At 51.1% G+C, this 15,887-nt stretch carries 10 protein-coding genes and 3 pseudogenes; 8 read left to right on the forward strand and 5 right to left on the reverse strand.

Translation table 11 applies throughout. The features are described from left to right. Position 1: 1 nt before the first annotated feature. Complete coding sequence (locus ABDK09_12725; GenBank protein ID XAW90295.1) at positions 2 to 571, reverse strand: PilZ domain-containing protein; 570 nt, start codon at positions 569 to 571, stop codon at positions 2 to 4. A 175-nt stretch (positions 572 to 746) separates the two neighbouring features. On the opposite strand from ABDK09_12725, the gene lolC reads away from it, so the two are divergent. From lolC to lolE, 3 genes and pseudogenes are all read left to right on the forward strand, one after another. Next, on the forward strand, positions 747 to 1,955 hold the full coding sequence (lolC, locus tag ABDK09_12730; GenBank protein XAW90296.1) for a lipoprotein-releasing ABC transporter permease subunit LolC: 1,209 nt from the start codon (positions 747 to 749) through the stop codon (positions 1,953 to 1,955). After that, positions 1,948 to 2,635 (forward strand): annotated as a pseudogene (gene lolD / locus ABDK09_12735) (lipoprotein-releasing ABC transporter ATP-binding protein LolD). The gene lolC and the pseudogene lolD overlap by 8 nt, the downstream one beginning before the upstream one ends. After that, positions 2,636 to 3,880: a lipoprotein-releasing ABC transporter permease subunit LolE gene (lolE, locus tag ABDK09_12740; GenBank protein XAW90297.1), complete on the forward strand. Its 1,245-nt coding sequence runs from the start codon at positions 2,636 to 2,638 to the stop codon at positions 3,878 to 3,880. It abuts the pseudogene before it with no gap. A 286-nt stretch (positions 3,881 to 4,166) separates the two neighbouring features. Here lolE and ABDK09_12745 read toward each other — a convergent pair whose 3' ends face one another. After that, the gene (locus ABDK09_12745) at positions 4,167 to 4,697 is read right to left on the reverse strand and encodes a DUF2062 domain-containing protein (protein ID XAW90298.1); all 531 of its coding nucleotides are present in this window, start codon (positions 4,695 to 4,697) and stop codon (positions 4,167 to 4,169) included. A gap of 8 nt (positions 4,698 to 4,705) precedes the next feature. Between ABDK09_12745 and ABDK09_12750 the strand changes: the two genes are divergently transcribed. The 5 genes and pseudogenes from ABDK09_12750 to kdsB all read left to right on the forward strand — a co-directional run bounded on the left by ABDK09_12750 (position 4,706) and on the right by kdsB (position 10,679). Continuing rightward, positions 4,706 to 6,958 (forward strand): DNA internalization-related competence protein ComEC/Rec2, encoded by a 2,253-nt coding sequence (locus ABDK09_12750; GenBank protein ID XAW90299.1) that lies wholly within the window; start codon positions 4,706 to 4,708, stop codon positions 6,956 to 6,958. 33 nt (positions 6,959 to 6,991) lie between these two features. Further along, positions 6,992 to 8,744, forward strand: a pseudogene (msbA, locus tag ABDK09_12755) (lipid A ABC transporter ATP-binding protein/permease MsbA). A gap of 21 nt (positions 8,745 to 8,765) precedes the next feature. After that, positions 8,766 to 9,773: a tetraacyldisaccharide 4'-kinase gene (gene lpxK / locus ABDK09_12760; protein ID XAW90300.1), complete on the forward strand. Its 1,008-nt coding sequence runs from the start codon at positions 8,766 to 8,768 to the stop codon at positions 9,771 to 9,773. After that, positions 9,754 to 9,933, forward strand: coding sequence for a Trm112 family protein (locus ABDK09_12765; protein XAW90301.1), 180 nt, complete (start codon positions 9,754 to 9,756; stop codon positions 9,931 to 9,933). Before lpxK ends, ABDK09_12765 begins: the two co-directional genes overlap by 20 nt. Continuing rightward, entirely contained in the window at positions 9,933 to 10,679 is a 747-nt protein-coding gene (gene kdsB, locus ABDK09_12770) for a 3-deoxy-manno-octulosonate cytidylyltransferase (protein ID XAW90302.1), read from the forward strand. Before ABDK09_12765 ends, kdsB begins: the two co-directional genes overlap by 1 nt. Positions 10,680 to 10,800: 121 nt before the next feature. Here the strand turns inward: kdsB and ABDK09_12775 are convergent. The 3 genes and pseudogenes from ABDK09_12775 to ABDK09_12785 form a co-directional block, all read right to left on the reverse strand. Continuing rightward, a pseudogene (locus ABDK09_12775) lies at positions 10,801 to 12,349 on the reverse strand (SpoVR family protein). 12 nt (positions 12,350 to 12,361) lie between these two features. Then, positions 12,362 to 13,630, reverse strand: coding sequence for a YeaH/YhbH family protein (locus ABDK09_12780; protein ID XAW90303.1), 1,269 nt, complete (start codon positions 13,628 to 13,630; stop codon positions 12,362 to 12,364). Positions 13,631 to 13,796: 166 nt separating this feature from the next. Further along, positions 13,797 to 15,731 (reverse strand): PrkA family serine protein kinase, encoded by a 1,935-nt coding sequence (locus ABDK09_12785; protein ID XAW90304.1) that lies wholly within the window; start codon positions 15,729 to 15,731, stop codon positions 13,797 to 13,799. Between the last annotated feature and the right edge of the window lie 156 nt (positions 15,732 to 15,887).

Here is a 15,887-nt window from a genome sequence, read left to right on the forward strand (position 1 = left end):
GTTATGATTTTTCTCGGTCTAAGGAGCGTTGACGCAGCAGTTTCTGTTGCTGATGCAGGGCCGCTTTAATCAGCAGGTCCTGGTCCGTGTCGCGCAGCAGGGTGTATTTCACCGTTGCCATAAAGTGGCCGTCTGCCGGTTCGCAGGTCACAACCTGGCCATAACAATAAATGGCGGCAGCCGGATATTCCAGAAACAACTTAGCACGAACCAACTGGCCCGGGTTGACGGCTTGAGTGCTTTTATAAGTGAACTGACTGGCGCCAAATCCGGTAGTATGAGTGCGGAAGCGCGAGTCATCCTGCTGTGACAGCATAAAACTCAGCAACAGGTTGAGTTTGGAGTTCTGGGTTTCCAGTAGCTGGATAACATTTTTGAAATCGCTGTTTTTCAGTTCCAGGCGCGCCGCTTCACTGAGTTGATCAAGCTGACTGAATTCACTGGCTACAATAAAAGGTGCCGGAATTTCCGCTTCGAAATCGGTGGGAGAAGGCAGGTCATAGTCAGCCGCTAACGGCTCAACATTGACTGTCAGTGCGTGGTGTACGGTAAAATATTCTTGTTCTGTCATAGTCGGTTCCTTCTCACCTCTGTGTTGATTATCGTCATACAGTCCAACTAATCAAGGTATGTCATTGTTATTGGTGTGAAATAAGCGCCCTCTTACAGAGATTTAGCAAAGAAAAACTACAACCTTGCGCGGATTATCGTTACAGTAGCGCCATCCTATTTGATTGGTTTTAATTATGTTTCATCCGATTTCGACCTTTATCGGCCTGCGTTATTTGCGTGGTCGCTCCGGTGACAGGTTTAGTCGATTCGTTTCTTACATGTCCACTGCCGGTATTACGATTGGCGTGATGGCTTTAGTGACCGTGCTTTCGGTGATGAATGGCTTCGAAGCGCAGTTGAAGAGCCGTATTCTTGGTGTACTGCCTCAGGCCGTGATTTCTCAGCAGCAGGATAAAACCGCGCTTACTGAGCAGGCTCCTGAGTTTATCCGTACTTTGTCGACTCAACGCGAGCCCGAACCTGTGGTGCGCAGTGAGGCTGTGATTCAGAGCGCGTCTGAGCTGTCGGCCGGGTTGTTGGTCGGGATTGCACCGGATCAGGACGACCCGATTGGGGATTACCTGATCGCAGGTCGTTTGGCTGCGCTGCAGGAAGGGGAGTACCGGGTTTTCCTTGGTCACACGCTGGCACGCAACCTCGATGTGTCGGTGGGCGATAAAGTGCGCCTGATGGTGACCAGCGCCAGCCAGTTTACGCCGCTTGGCCGTATTCCGAGCCAGCGTAATTTCACCGTTGCCGGGATTTTTAATACCGGTTCGGATGTAGATGCCCAGCTGATGATTGCGCATTTGCACGACGCGGGTAAATTGCTGCGCTTTGATGATCACACCGTTTCCGGCTGGCGCCTGTTCTTCGATGACCCCTTTGTGGTCGGCGATCTGGCCCAGCAACCGTTACCCGAAGGCTGGCAGTGGAGTGACTGGCGTGACCAGCGTGGCGAACTGTTCCAGGCAGTACGGATGGAAAAGAACATGATGGGTCTGATGCTTGGACTTATCGTTGGCGTTGCCGCATTCAACATCATTTCTGCGCTGATCATGGTCGTGATGGAAAAGCAGTCTGAAGTTGCGATTCTCAAAACTCAGGGCATGACTAACCGTCAGGTGCTGACCATCTTTATGGTACAGGGCGCGAGCAGCGGCGTGATTGGCGCTATTGTGGGCGGCACCCTTGGGGTGTTACTGGCCAAAAATCTTAACGCAGTGATGGAATCGACCGGGGTTGCGCTGTTCCCTATGGGTGGCGAACTGCCGGTGGTCATTAATCCGCTGCAAATCTGTATCGTAGTTGTGCTGGCGATTTGTCTCAGCCTGCTGGCGACCTTATTCCCTTCTTACCGGGCATCTTCTGTTAAACCCGCCGAGGCTTTACGTTATGAATAACCTTTTACGTTGTCACCAAGTTTGCAAAACCTATCAGGAAGGGGATCTGGAAACGCAAGTGCTGAAAGGGGTCAGTTTTGAACTCAAGCGTGGCGAACTCGCATCGATTATCGGTTCATCCGGCTCGGGTAAAAGTACCTTGCTGCACATTCTGGGCGCACTGGATGACGCCTCCGAAGGCGAGGTCGAATTTCTCGGTCAGCAGCTCAGCACGCTGAGCTCTAACAAGCAGGCCAGGATTCGCAACCAGCATCTGGGTTTTGTGTATCAGTTTCACCATCTGCTGGCGGATTTTACCGCACTGGAAAATGTTGCGATGCCTTTGCTGATTGGTGGTAAAAAAGTGGCGCTCGCCAAACAGGAAGCGGAAGCGTTATTGGCCCGGGTCGGTTTGTCACATCGTCTTGAGCACCGCCCGTCCGAGCTTTCCGGTGGTGAACGGCAGCGCGTTGCGATTGCTCGTGCTCTGGTGAATAAGCCGGACCTGGTGCTGGCGGACGAAACCGACCGGTAACCTGGATCATAAAACCGCACTGTCGATCTACGATCTGATGCGTGAGCTGAACCGCGAATCGGGCACTGCATTTCTGGTTGTTACTCACGATGGTGAACTGGCGGCCAAAATGGATCGCCAGTTGCACATGCAAGATGGTCTGTTGCTCAATGCAGAGGGGGCGTGAGTGTTTAGTTCTCTCTCTCTGTTTATCGGCGGCCGTTTTAGCCGTGCTAAACAGCGCAACAAGATGGTGTCGTTTATCTCACTTTCTTCGACGATTGGGATTGCAGTCGGTGTTGCCGTGATCATCATTGGTTTATCGGCGATGAACGGTTTTGAACGTGAACTGCAAAACCGGGTGTTGTCGGTGATCCCGCACGGTGAATTTGAAGGGGTGAAAGGCCCGATCAATGACTGGCAGACACTGATGGCTCAGGCGACCAAGAGTCCGCAGGTGGTGGCTGCTGCGCCTTATGTCAAATTTACCGCGCTGGCGGAAAAAGGCACCCAGCTTAAAGCGATCGAAGTGCGCGGCGTGGATCCGCAGCGTGAGCGGGCGGTGTCCCGTTTGTCTGAGTATGTGACTGATGAGGCCTGGTCGCAGTTTGCTCCCGGACAGCAACAGGTCATTCTCGGCAAAGGTGTGGCCGATCAGCTTGGTGTCGGCGTCGGTGATTATCTGACACTGATGATCCCGGGTAGTGACGGCTCTGCCCGGGTGCAGGCGCCGCGCCGGGTGCGGGTTCAGGTCAGCGGCTTGCTGGCGCTCAATGGTCAGATTGACCACAGCCTGGCTCTGTTACCGCTGCAAGATGCCCAGCAGTATGCCCGTATCGGCGATGCGGTCTCGGGAGTGGCAATTAAAGTCACCGATGTGCTCAATGCCAGCCGCATTGTGCGCGATGTCAGCCAGACTCTGAACGAATATGTCTACCTGCGCAGCTGGCAACAGAAATTCGGCTTCCTGTACCGCGATATTCAGATGGTGCGTACCATCATGTATCTGGTCATGGTGCTGGTGATTGGAGTTGCCAGCTTTAATATTGTTTCGACTCTGATGATGGCGGTCAAAGATCGGGCAGCAGAAATTGCGATCCTGCGTACCATGGGCGCTTCCGATGGTCTGGTAAAACGGATTTTTGTCTGGCAGGGGGTATTTTCCGGTGTGCTGGGCAGTATTGTCGGCAGTATCTTAGGGGTACTCATCGCCTTTAATCTGACCACTTTAATCAAAGGGCTGGAGTCATTGATTGGTCACCATTTCCTGTCCGGCGACATATACTTCGTCGATTTCTTGCCATCACAGGTACAAAGTGGTGATGTACTGCTGGTTTCCGGAACGGCGATTGTTCTCAGTCTGCTTGCCACCTGGTATCCGGCCAAACGAGCCAGCAAACTTAATCCGGCCAGTGTACTGAGCAGTAAATAACGCTTTAGCCATCAAGAGAATCATTATCTACGACTCAAGATAGCAGGCACAAAAAAGGACCTTTCGGTCCTTTTTTTGTGCCTGTGAGTCAGCGATGAATTGAGTGACTGCTGGTTGTAACCGCTGCGCATTGCGTTACTGCGAATATCATTTGCTCAACTTGTATGTGCTGAGCAGGTGTGCGCTTAACGGTTTCTGGTTCAGCAGGTCTTTCTCAACAAGCATTGCAGAGCAAAATACCGGCTCTGTCGTAAACCCGGCAAAATCACTCAAAGCCAGCGACAAATCAGGTTAGATTTTGCGGCAGTTTGGTTACGCGGCGTTTTTGCCAGCTGCGCACCACAGAATAACGCCACAAACCGCGGATACCGAAGTAGCCGATGATTGATGACACCACAGCGCACACACCACAGCCGAGTAAAAACGGAGGTCCAATGGTACTCATCTGTTGCATGATGAAGTCCCAATTGAGTTCAAAATGGAACGGCTGGGGTGGCACATTCATTAACCAGGCACCCAATTTATACGCAAAATAAAAAATAACCGGCATGGTTATCGGGTTTGTGATCCACACCAGAGCAATGGACAGCGGCAGGTTAACGCCACAGGCGATAGCCAGTCCGGCCGACATAATCATCTGGCTTGGCAGGGGCACAAACGCCATAAACAGGCCAACTGCAAACGCACCAGCCGCTGAGCGTCGGTTAAGACACCACAGGTTGGGGTTATACAGCACATTGCCAAAAACTTTTAATGCCTTTTGACGTCTGATGACATCAGGGTTAGGCATGAACCGCTTAATGTATTTTCTTGGCATCGGGGAACATGACTCTCTTTTCGAATTACTGGACGCTCGCTTCGTTCTCGCTCACCATACTGTCAGCGCCTTACTGGCCGTGGATGCCGGGATGGGGCGTTGCACTTTTATGCCTTGCATTGTGCTTTGCTGCTCTTACTCTGCCACAATGGACGGGCAGATTGAGAGGAGTGGGAGGGATTGCGTTCGCCGTGCTGGTTATCATAACACATGCACAGTTAGTGAGATCTCAATCCAACACTATTTTTCAAGCAGGGCAAGATATTACCATAAAAGGCGAAGTTGACAGCTTTTTTAAACAAATTACTTACGGATATGAAGGAAGTGTGGTAGTCAGATCAATAAATGGTCAAGTTCTGCCTAAGTACCAATATCCAACTATACGCTTAGTATCGCCCGTGCCGCTTTATCCGGGCGATGATTTTGAATTTTCTGTGACGGTAAAGCCTGTGTACGGCCGCCTGAATCAAGTCGGTTTTGACCTCGAATCTTTCTATTTTAGTCAGGGCTGGGTTGCGCGGGCAACGGTGCAACGGGCGTCCTCATTTCGTATCGTGTCTAATGCCAGTTGGCGCTCAGAACTCTATCAGCAAGTAAGGGCATGGACGGAACATAGTCAGGCTCAAGGCCTGGTGCTGGCACTGACATTTGGCGAGCGTGACCTGATTTCAGATCAGCAGTGGCTCTCTCTGCGTGACAGCGGCCTGATTCATCTGGTGGCGATTTCCGGGTTACATATCGGTATGGCATTTGGCATCGGTTATCTGCTTGGCCTGCCTCTGATGCGTATTCATCGCCATCTGTTGTGGAGCCCGATGTTACTTGGTGCTTGCCTGGCTCTGGGTTATGCGTGGCTGGCCGGTTTTACCATTCCCACCCAACGTGCACTTATTATGTGCTGGCTGAACGTAGCGCTGACGGTCAGCCGGGTTACTGTCACTGCGCCGCAGCGTCTGTTGCTCACTTTGGCTGTGGTTTTACTGCTGGCGCCGTTCTCTTCCCTCAGTCGCAGTTTCTGGTTATCGTTTCTCGCGGTCGGGATTGTGCTTTATCACGTGTGTGACGCGGCTTCGCAGCGTCCCTGGTGGCAAAAGCTGCTTTATAGCCAGTTCAGTCTTACGTTGCTGATGTTGCCGGTTTCCGCGTTTTTCTTCGCCGGATTCAGTCTCAGCTCGGCCCTGTATAATCTGGTGTTTATTCCCTGGTTTACTCTGGTGATTGTGCCCGGACTATTTATGGCGTTACTGCTGAGTCAGATACTACCTGACAGCGTTTGGCTCTGGGATTGGGTTGATATCAGTTTTATCCCGCTCGATTATGCTTTGGATTGGGTTGGTCCGAGCTGGGTTTCGCTCAGCCAAACCAGCAGCTTAGTGCTGCTGAGCGGCCTCGTGCTGTGGGTCATACGTGAAGTGTTCAGTCGCCGTCTGCTGCTGGCCATCGGTGCGCTGTTTGCGGCTCACTGGTTGTCGATACCGAATAAGGACGACTGGCGGGTTGATGTGCTGGATGTTGGGCATGGCCTGGCGGTGATGATAGAGCGCCATGACCACTATCTGTTGTATGACACTGCAAGCAGCTGGCCGGGTGGCAGTTTCGCCCGTAGCCTGATTGAACCGTTATTGGTGTACCGGCGGGCCAGGAAACTTGATGGGGTGATTATTAGTCATACTGATAACGATCACGCCGGCGGTCTGGCCGATATTATTGAGCGTTTGCAGCCGGGCTGGATCATTGGCAGTCAGCAGAACCCTGACTGGCTGGCTTGCACTAAAGGGCAGCGCTGGCAGTGGCAGGGGCTGGAACTCACCGCCTTGTGGCCTCCTGCGCAAGTCTCGCGGGCGGACAATCTTCACTCCTGTGTGATACGGATTGAAGATAAAACATTCGGTCACTCACTGCTGTTGTCCGGTGATGTGACGGCAGTCGGTGAGTGGTTACTTAGTCGCGAGCCTTCTGCGGTGGCGAGTGATGTGATGATCGTTCCACATCACGGCAGCCAGACCTCTTCCAGCTCAGGCTTAATTGGCAGGGTTCAACCTGAGATTGCGATTGCGTCACTGGCTAAAGGTAACCAATGGCATCTGCCTCATCCGCGCGTGGTCGCCCGCTATCAGGCGGCTGGTGCGCAATGGGTTGATACCGGCGCGAGCGGCCAGGTTTCATTGATATATCGAGCACAAACTCGTCACTTATCGACCATGCGCCAAAGTACAGCTTCGACTTGGTATAGGCAGATGCTGCGTAAAGAGGTAGAATGAGCGCCAATATTGTCATCAAAATAAAGCCTATCTATGTCACTGAATTCTGACGAAACAACCTGGCAAACCTTTAAACGTTTGTGGACCTACATTCGCCTGTACAAGTCAGGGCTGGTGGTCGCTGTCATCGCACTGGTTGTTAATGCGGTCTCTGATACTTATATGATTTCTCTGCTGAAGCCTCTGCTGGACGAAGGTTTTGGCAACAGTGAGTCCAACTTTCTTAAGACTCTGCCATTTATTATTCTCGGCCTGATGTTGGTGCGCGGTATGAGTGGTTTTGTCTCTTCTTACTGTCTGAGCTGGGTGTCAGGCAATGTCGTGATGCTGATGCGTCGCCGGATTTTTAACCAGTTCATGCACATGCCGGTCAGCTTTTTTGACCGTGAATCGACAGGTGGTCTGCTGTCGCGCATTACCTACGATACTGAACAGGTTGCCGGAGCAACCAGTAAAGCGCTGGTCAGTATTGTGCGTGAAGGCGCCAGTATTGTTGGTCTGTTAGTACTGATGTTCTGGAACAGCTGGGAGTTATCGCTGGTCCTGCTGGTGGTTGCTCCTCTGGTTGCGGTAGGCATCCGTGTGGTCTCAAAACGTTTTCGTAAGATCTCGAAAAGCATGCAGACGACCATGGGCCACGTCACGGCGTCGGCTGAGCAGATGCTGAAAGGCCATAAAGTGGTGCTGAGCTATGGTGGTCAGGATGTTGAGCGCAAACGTTTTGAATCAGTCAGCAATAAGATGCGCCAGCAAACCATGAAGCTGGTTTCTGCTCAGGCAATTGCCAACCCTGTAATTCAGATGATTGCGTCGATGGCGCTGGTAGCGGTGCTTTATCTGGCGAGTTTCGACTCGATCCGTGAGCAACTGACACCGGGTACCTTTACTGTCATTTTTTCGGCGATGTTTGGCCTGATGCGCCCGCTGAAAGCACTGACCAACGTTACTTCAGATTTTCAGCGTGGTATGGCGGCAAGTTCGACGCTGTTTGACCTGATGGCGCTGGAGACAGAACGTGATAACGGTTCTTTCCACACCGAAAAAGCGCGTGGTGACATTGCGGTGAAAGATGTGACCTTCACCTACCAGGGTAAAGAAAAGCCGGCCTTATCTCATGTGAGTTTCGATATTCCGCAAGGCAAAACCGTGGCCCTGGTGGGGCGTTCAGGATCGGGTAAGTCAACCATAGCGAACCTGTTTACCCGTTTTTATGATGTCGATTCTGGCTCGATTGAGCTCGATGGCCGCGATGTGCGCGATTATAAGCTGACTAACCTGCGTCAGCACTTCGCGCTGGTTTCGCAAAATGTCCATCTGTTCAACGATACTATTGCCAATAACATTGCTTATGCGGCGGAAGGTGAATACAGTCGCGAGCAGATTGAAGCGGCGGCGCGCCTGGCGCATGCGATGGACTTTATCGATAACATGGCCGATGGTCTGGACACCATGATAGGTGAGAAACGGGGCCAGCTTGTCCGGTGGTCAGCGTCAGCGTATTGCGATTGCTCGTGCCTTACTGCGTGATGCACCGGTACTGATTCTGGATGAAGCGACTTCTGCGCTCGATACTGAATCAGAACGTGCGATTCAGGCGGCGCTGGATGAACTGCAGAAGAACAAAACTGTGCTGGTTATTGCGCACCGTTTGTCTACTATCGAACAAGCAGATGAAATTCTGGTTGTGGATGAAGGTGAAATTATTGAACGTGGTAAACACGCCGAGTTATTGCAACAAGATGGTGCTTATGCACAACTGCATCGTATCCAGTTTGGTGAAGGTTAAGCGCTTGCTGGTGAGCACATCATGATCGAGAAAATTTGGTTCCACCAACACCCGATGCGATATGTATTGTGGCCGCTGTTGTGGCCACTGAGCCGGGTGTTCGGCATGATAAGCCGCTCACGTCGCCGCGACTTTGAATCGGGGAAGAAAAAGCGTTATCACGCGCCGATTCCTGTGATTGTGGTGGGTAACATTACCGCAGGTGGTAACGGTAAAACACCGGTGGTGATCTGGCTGGTGGAGACGTTGCAAAAGTTAGGCTACAAGCCGGGGGTGGTATCGCGCGGTTATGGTGCCAAAGCACCGCGTTATCCATTGCTGCTACAGCACACAACGCCGACCGCGCACTGCGGTGATGAACCTAAACTGATTCAGCAGCGTACCGGGGTGCCGGTCGCGGTCGATCCGGTGCGGGCCAACGCAGTGAAAGCCTTGTTGGACCAGGATGTGGATATTGTGGTGACCGATGATGGGCTGCAACATTATGCCCTGGAACGGGATATCGAATTTGTGGTTGTGGATGGCGTACGCCGGTTTGGCAATGAACAGATGATCCCTTTGGGGCCACTGCGCGAATCCTTGCGTCGCCTGAAAGAAGTGGATTTTATCATCACCAATGGCGGTGAAGCGCAGGATGGCGAAATTGCCATGACACTGCAGGCAGATTTGGCCGTCAATCTGGTGACCAAACAACAGTTGCCGGTGAGTGAACTGGGTAATGTAGTGGCCTGGGCCGGTATCGGTCATCCGCCCCGTTTTTTCAACACCTTGCAGCAACTGGGCGCAACGCCTGTAGTGACGCACAGTTTTGCCGACCATAAGAATTTTGATGTCTCCGAGCTCAAGGCGCTCGCCATGCGCGGAGACAACGTCATAATGACAGAAAAAGATGCCGTGAAATGCACCGGCTTTGCACAGGATAACTGGTGGTATCTGCCGGTATCTGCGCATATTGCAGCCGAAGATGAACAGTGCATTGTGGAAACTATTAAAGAGGTAATGGAACAGTATGGATCACCGTCTGCTTGAGATTGTCGCTTGCCCGGTATGTAAAGGCAAACTGACTTACGATAAAGATAATCAGGAACTGATTTGCAAATTAGACCGCCTGGCTTATCCAATCAAAGAGGGCATCCCGGTCCTGCTTGAAACTGAAGCGCGCACCATGTCGATGGATGAGGGACGCTAATGTCTTTTACGGTCGTTATTCCTTCCCGTTACCAGTCAACCCGCTTGCCGGGTAAACCGCTGGCTGACATTGGTGGTAAGCCGATGGTGCAGTGGGTTTACGAACAGGCAATGCAAGCTGGTGCGGAACGTGTCATTGTCGCAACAGACGATGAGCGGGTGAAAAGTGCCGTTGAAGCGTTTGGTGGTACGGTGTGCATGACCTCTGCTGACCATCAGTCAGGCACTGAGCGCCTGGCGGAAGTGGTGCAACTGATGGGTATCGAAGATGATCACATCATTGTTAATGTGCAGGGCGACGAGCCGCTGATCCCGCCGAGCATTGTGCGTCAGGTCGCGGATAATCTGGCCGCCAGCAGCGCGCCAATGGCCACGCTGGCAGTGGAAATCAGCGATGCTGAGGAAGTGTTTAATCCAAACGCGGTTAAAGTTGTCACTGACAAGGATGGCTATGCGCTGTATTTCAGCCGTGCCACGATTCCCTGGGATCGTGACAATTTCGCTCAGGACAAGAACATCGTTCAACCGCTGATGCGCCATATAGGTATTTATGCTTACCGTGCAGGTTTCATTAATACCTACATAAACTGGCAGCCGAGTCAGCTGGAAAAAATCGAAAGCCTCGAGCAGTTACGGGTGCTCTGGTACGGCGAAAAGATTCATGTCGCCGTGGCCCTGGAAGCACCTCCGGCGGGGGTTGATACTCCGGAAGATTTGGCCGCAGTACGCAAGATCGTTGCTGGTTGAAAGATCTTTGACGGCCGCTGACCCGCGTGGTTACCTGGCAGCCCGACCTAAATGCAAAGCCCCAGAATACTGGGGCTTTGTTATTAAAGTGAGTGTTAGATGTTGTGTTTTTTTGCCCGGATCAGATGTTACTGTCGTAATCATTCTTCTTTGGGCAGGTTGAGAGGATCTCTCGTCTTCCTGTTTCTTTGACCTCCTCTAGTTTGACTTCAAAACCCCATAGACGGTGCATATGTTTCAGCACCTCCTCGTAGCTTGGATCTAAAGGAATTCTATCTTGTGGAATGTATTGCAGGGTGAGCGAAACGGTCACCTCTGACATCCACGTTGTAGACTTGAATGTTTGGTTCTAAGTTACTGAGATTGTATTGGGAAGCCAGTTTTTCTCGAATCTGGCGATAGCCCAGGTCATCGTGGATGGCACTCACCTCGATAAAGTTTTTATGGTCATCATCGCTGATCGCAAACAGTTTAAAATCGCGGATCAGTTTGGGTGATAAGTACTGACTGATAAAGCTCTCATCTTTGAAGTTATGCATCGCAAAGTGCACGGCATCCAGCCAGTCACTGCCGGCCAGTTCAGGGAACCATTCCCGGTCTTCATCAGTGGGCTCTTCACAGATGCGGCGGATGTCGCGGAACATGGCAAAACCCAGTGCATAAGGGTTAATACCGCTGTAATAAGGGCTGTTGTAAGGCGGCTGCGCCACCACACTGGTGTGGCTGTGCAGAAACTCCAGAATAAACTTATCTGAAACCAAGCCTTCGTCGTACATATGGTTGAGGATGGTGTAATGCCAGAAGGTCGCCCAACCTTCGTTCATTACCTGAGTCTGTTTCTGAGGATAGAAATACTGGCTGACTTTGCGCACGATGCGCACGATCTCGCGCTGCCAAGGCTCAAGCAGAGGTGCATGCTTCTCGACAAAATAGAGAATGTTTTCCTGCGGTTCACTCGGGAAGTGGCGCTGGACTTCTTCTTCCTGGGCCTTTTTTGGTACGGTGCGCCATAAGGCGTTAACTTGCGATTGCAGATAGGCCTCACGTTCTTCCTGACGCGCTTTTTCTTCCGCTATCGAGATCTTTTCCGGACGTTTGTAACGGTCGACACCGTAATTCATCAGCGCATGACAGGAGTCGAGCAGTTTTTCGACGTCCGCAACACCGTACTTCTCTTCACATTCGGCGATGTAATTTTTCGCGAACAGCAGATAGTCGATGATCGAACTGGCATCGGTCCAGGTCTGGAATAAGTAGTTCCCTTTGAAAAACGAGTTGTGACCATAACAGGCGTGGGCCATAACCAATGCCTGCATGGTGACCGTGTTTTCCTCCATTAAGTAGGCAATACACGGGTCGGAGTTAATTACGATCTCATAGGCCAGACCCATCTGGCCGTGTTTGTAGTTTTGCTCGGTCTGGATAAACTTTTTACCGAATGACCAGTGGTTGTAGTTAATCGGCATACCGATACTGGAGTAGGCATCCATCATCTGCTCTGAGGTAATCACCTCAATCTGGTTTTGATAGGTGTCTAACCGGTAATGCTCTGCCACCCGTTTAATTTCGGTGTGGTAACGCTCCAGCAGGTCGAAGGTCCAGTCCGGACCATCCGGCAGCAGCTTACTTTTTGGCTTACGCTTCGGCGCGGCTTTGGTTTTCGTCGTCATATGCGCTCCCCCTTATGCCGTTTCCTTGTGGAACAATTCTCTGAACACAGGGAAAATGTCTTCCACACTGCGGATATTTTTCATGGCAAAATTACCAAATGAAGGCTGGAGTTTTTCGTACTCGTGCCAAAGTGTCTGATGTGAACGACGCGTGATCTCGATGTAAGCGTAATACTGACAACACGGTAACAGCTTATTGGTCAGCAGCTCTTTACAGCGCGGCGAGTCATCGGCCCAGTTATCGCCGTCCGAGGCCTGAGCGCCATAGATGTTCCATTCACCAAGCGGATAGCGTTCCCGGATGATTTCATCCATCAGTTTCAGCGCGCTGGAGACGATGGTACCGCCGGTTTCCTGTGAGTAGAAAAACTCATGTTCATCGACTTCTTTTGCCTGAGTGTGGTGGCGAATAAACACTACTTCCACGTTTTCATAGGTTCTGGTCAGGAACAGATAGAGCAGAACATAAAAACGTTTGGCGATATCTTTGGTCGCCTGATCCATTGAGCCGGACACGTCCATTAAACAGAACATCACTGCCTGGCTAGAGGGGACCGGGCGTTTTTCATAGTTCTTAAAGCGCAAATCGAAAGTATCAATGAACGGGACGCTGTCGATTTTCTTGCGCAGATCGTCGATCTCCTGCTTGATGCGACGCTCTTCAAGCAGCTGTGCCGGTTCACTGTTTTGAATCCGGTCCAGCTCCAGCTCCAGCTCACGCATCAAACGGCGTTTGCCTGCTGTCATCGCAGTACGACGGGCCAGCGATTGCTGCAGTGACCGCACGATAGCGATATTGGCCGGTACACCGGCTGTCTGGAAACCGGAGCGATGATTTTTCCACTCGGTGATCTTGTTGAGTTGGTTTTTTTCAAGGTTAGGCAGTTCCAGATCTTCAAACAGAATATCGAGATACTCATCTTTGGAAATCTGAAATACAAAATCGTCCTGACCTTCGCCGTCCGGGCTGGCTTCACCCTCACCCGAACCGCCTCCCTGTCCACTTTTTGGCCGTTCAATTTTGTCACCGCGGGTGAACTGGTCATTGCCGGGGTGAACGCGTTCTCTGTGCCCGCCTTTACCTTGATGGAAAGATGGCTCTTTGATGTCACGGTTCGGAATCGAGACATCTTCACCGGTTTCGGTATTGGTGATTGAGCGACGATTAACGGCATCGGCTACCGATTCCTTAATCTGCTCCTTGTAACGGCGTAAGAAACGCTGTCTGTTGACTGCGCTCTTGTTCTTACCGTTCAACCTTCTGTCGATAAACTGCGCCATGAGATTCTCCCTGTAAACATCCCTCAGTGAGCAATCATTTGCTCCTATCGCCTGGGGCATTCCCTGAACTGATAGATGAGGGACGGTCGTGCCGTCACTCTCATCTGACCGGAGTCAGGTGAGGCGCTTGGGGCGCCTTCACCTTTTGCTCAGGGGTGGCTGGCTGTTAAGAGGATTTACGCACGCGTAAATACCACTCAGACAGCAAGCGTACTTGCTTCTCTGTATAGCCTTTCTCCATCATACGAGCGACAAAGTTGTCGTGTTTTTTCTGATCTTCAGAAGAGGTTTTCGCATTGAAAGAGATAACAGGAAGTAACTCTTCGGTATTGGAGAACATTTTTTTCTCAATGACCGTACGCAGTTTTTCGTAACTGGTCCAAACCGGATTCTGGCCATTGTTGTTGGCGCGGGCACGCAATACGAAGTTAACGATCTCATTACGGAAATCCTTCGGATTACTGATACCGGCGGTTTTTTCAATTTTTTCCAGTTCACTGTTCAGCGCTGAGCGGTCGAACAGTTGGCCGGTTTCCGGATCTCGGTATTCCTGATCCTGAATCCAGAAATCAGCATACGTGACGTAGCGGTCGAAAATGTTCTGACCGTATTCGGAGTAAGACTCAAGATAAGCGGTCTGAATCTCTTTGCCGATGAACTCGACATAACGCGGTACCAGATAACCTTTGACAAATTCCAGGTAGCGATCAGCGGTTTCCTGCGGGAACTGCTCACGTTCCACCTGTTGTTCTATCACGTAGAACAGATGTACCGGGTTAGCTGCGACTTCGGTCTGGTCGAAGTTGAATACGCGCGACAGGATCTTAAAGGCGAATCGGGTCGACAGACCGGCCATACCTTCGTCAACACCTGCGTAATCGCGATACTCCTGGTAGCTTTTCGCTTTCGGGTCGGTATCTTTCAGGGTTTCACCATCATATACCCGCATTTTCGAGAATATGGATGAGTTTTCCGGTGCTTTCAGACGTGACAGTACACTGAACTGAGCGAGCAGATCTAAAGTGCTTGGCGCGCACGGCGCGTTGGACAGCTCACTGTGATCGAGCAGTTTCTGATAAATTTTTACCTCTTCAGAAACGCGCAGACAGTATGGTACTTTGACGATGTAAACCCGGTCGAGGAATGCCTCGTTGTTTTTGTTGTTACGGAAAGTCTGCCATTCTGATTCATTGGAGTGAGCCAGAATCATGCCGTCAAACGGTAGCGCAGACAAACCCTCTGTACCGTTATAGTTGCCTTCCTGAGTTGCGGTCAGCAACGGGTGCAGCACCTTAATTGGCGCTTTGAACATCTCAACGAATTCCATCAAACCCTGGTTGGCACGACACAGAGCACCTGAGTAGCTGTAGGCATCAGGATCGTCTTGTGAGAAGTGCTCAAGTTGACGAATGTCGACTTTACCGACCAGAGATGAGATGTCCTGGTTGTTTTCATCACCTGGTTCGGTTTTCGCTACTGCAATTTGATCCAGGATAGAAGGGCGTACTTTGACCACTTTAAATTTGGTGATGTCGCCGCCAAACTCATGCAGACGCTTCGCCGCCCAAGGTGACATAATTGAGCGCAGGTAACGTTTTTCGATACCATACTCTTGTTGCAACAGGTCGCCGTCTTCGTTGACGTCGAACAGACAGAACGGGTGGTCGTTGACCGGGCTGCGTTTACCGTTGGCGGACAAAACGTAGATAGGCATTTGTTGCATCAATGCTTTCAGTTTTTCAGCCAGCGATGACTTACCACCGCCCACCGGACCGAGTAAGTACAGGATTTGTTTGCGTTCTTCCAGGCCCTGGGCCGCGTGTTTCAGGTAAGAAACGATTTGTTCAATTGCCTCTTCCATACCGTAGAAATCTTCGAACGTTTTATAGCGCGAAATGACCCGGTTGGAGAAAATTCGGCTCAGGCGAGAGTCTTTGGACGTATCCACAAGCTTGGGTTCGCCAATGGCCATCAGTAAGCGCTCGGCAGCATTGGCGTAAGCACTTTTGTCTTCTTTACACAGAGCCAGAAATTCCTGAATGGAAAGCTCTTCGTCCTTGGCTGCTTCATAGCGTGCCTGAAAGTGGTCAAAAATACTCATAGTAATTCCCCTCTAAAAATGTCGTAGTGACATACAACCGCTTAAAAACACAATTCCCTAACAACTTAAGCCTAGTTCGGTATTCTCGATTTTGCTTAGAGATTATGTATTTATTTCAATTTCGTGATTGAAATTACGTCTCACGCTCACAATGTT

The organism is Vibrio sp. CDRSL-10 TSBA, from assembly GCA_039696685.1.
Lineage (GTDB): Bacteria > Pseudomonadota > Gammaproteobacteria > Enterobacterales > Vibrionaceae > Vibrio.

Bases quoted from the DNA above. Each gene is read 5' to 3' on its own strand.
- ABDK09_12725 (XAW90295.1), bottom strand. From the start codon at position 571: ATGACAGAACAAGAATATTTTACCGTACACCACGCACTGACAGTCAAT.
- lolC (XAW90296.1), top strand. From the start codon at position 747: ATGTTTCATCCGATTTCGACCTTTATCGGCCTGCGTTATTTGCGTGGT.
- ABDK09_12745 (XAW90298.1), bottom strand. From the start codon at position 4,697: ATGCCAAGAAAATACATTAAGCGGTTCATGCCTAACCCTGATGTCATC.
- ABDK09_12750 (XAW90299.1), top strand. From the start codon at position 4,706: ATGACTCTCTTTTCGAATTACTGGACGCTCGCTTCGTTCTCGCTCACC.
- lpxK (XAW90300.1), top strand. From the start codon at position 8,766: ATGATCGAGAAAATTTGGTTCCACCAACACCCGATGCGATATGTATTG.
- ABDK09_12765 (XAW90301.1), top strand. From the start codon at position 9,754: ATGGATCACCGTCTGCTTGAGATTGTCGCTTGCCCGGTATGTAAAGGC.
- kdsB (XAW90302.1), top strand. From the start codon at position 9,933: ATGTCTTTTACGGTCGTTATTCCTTCCCGTTACCAGTCAACCCGCTTG.
- ABDK09_12780 (XAW90303.1), bottom strand. From the start codon at position 13,630: ATGGCGCAGTTTATCGACAGAAGGTTGAACGGTAAGAACAAGAGCGCA.
- ABDK09_12785 (XAW90304.1), bottom strand. From the start codon at position 15,731: ATGAGTATTTTTGACCACTTTCAGGCACGCTATGAAGCAGCCAAGGAC.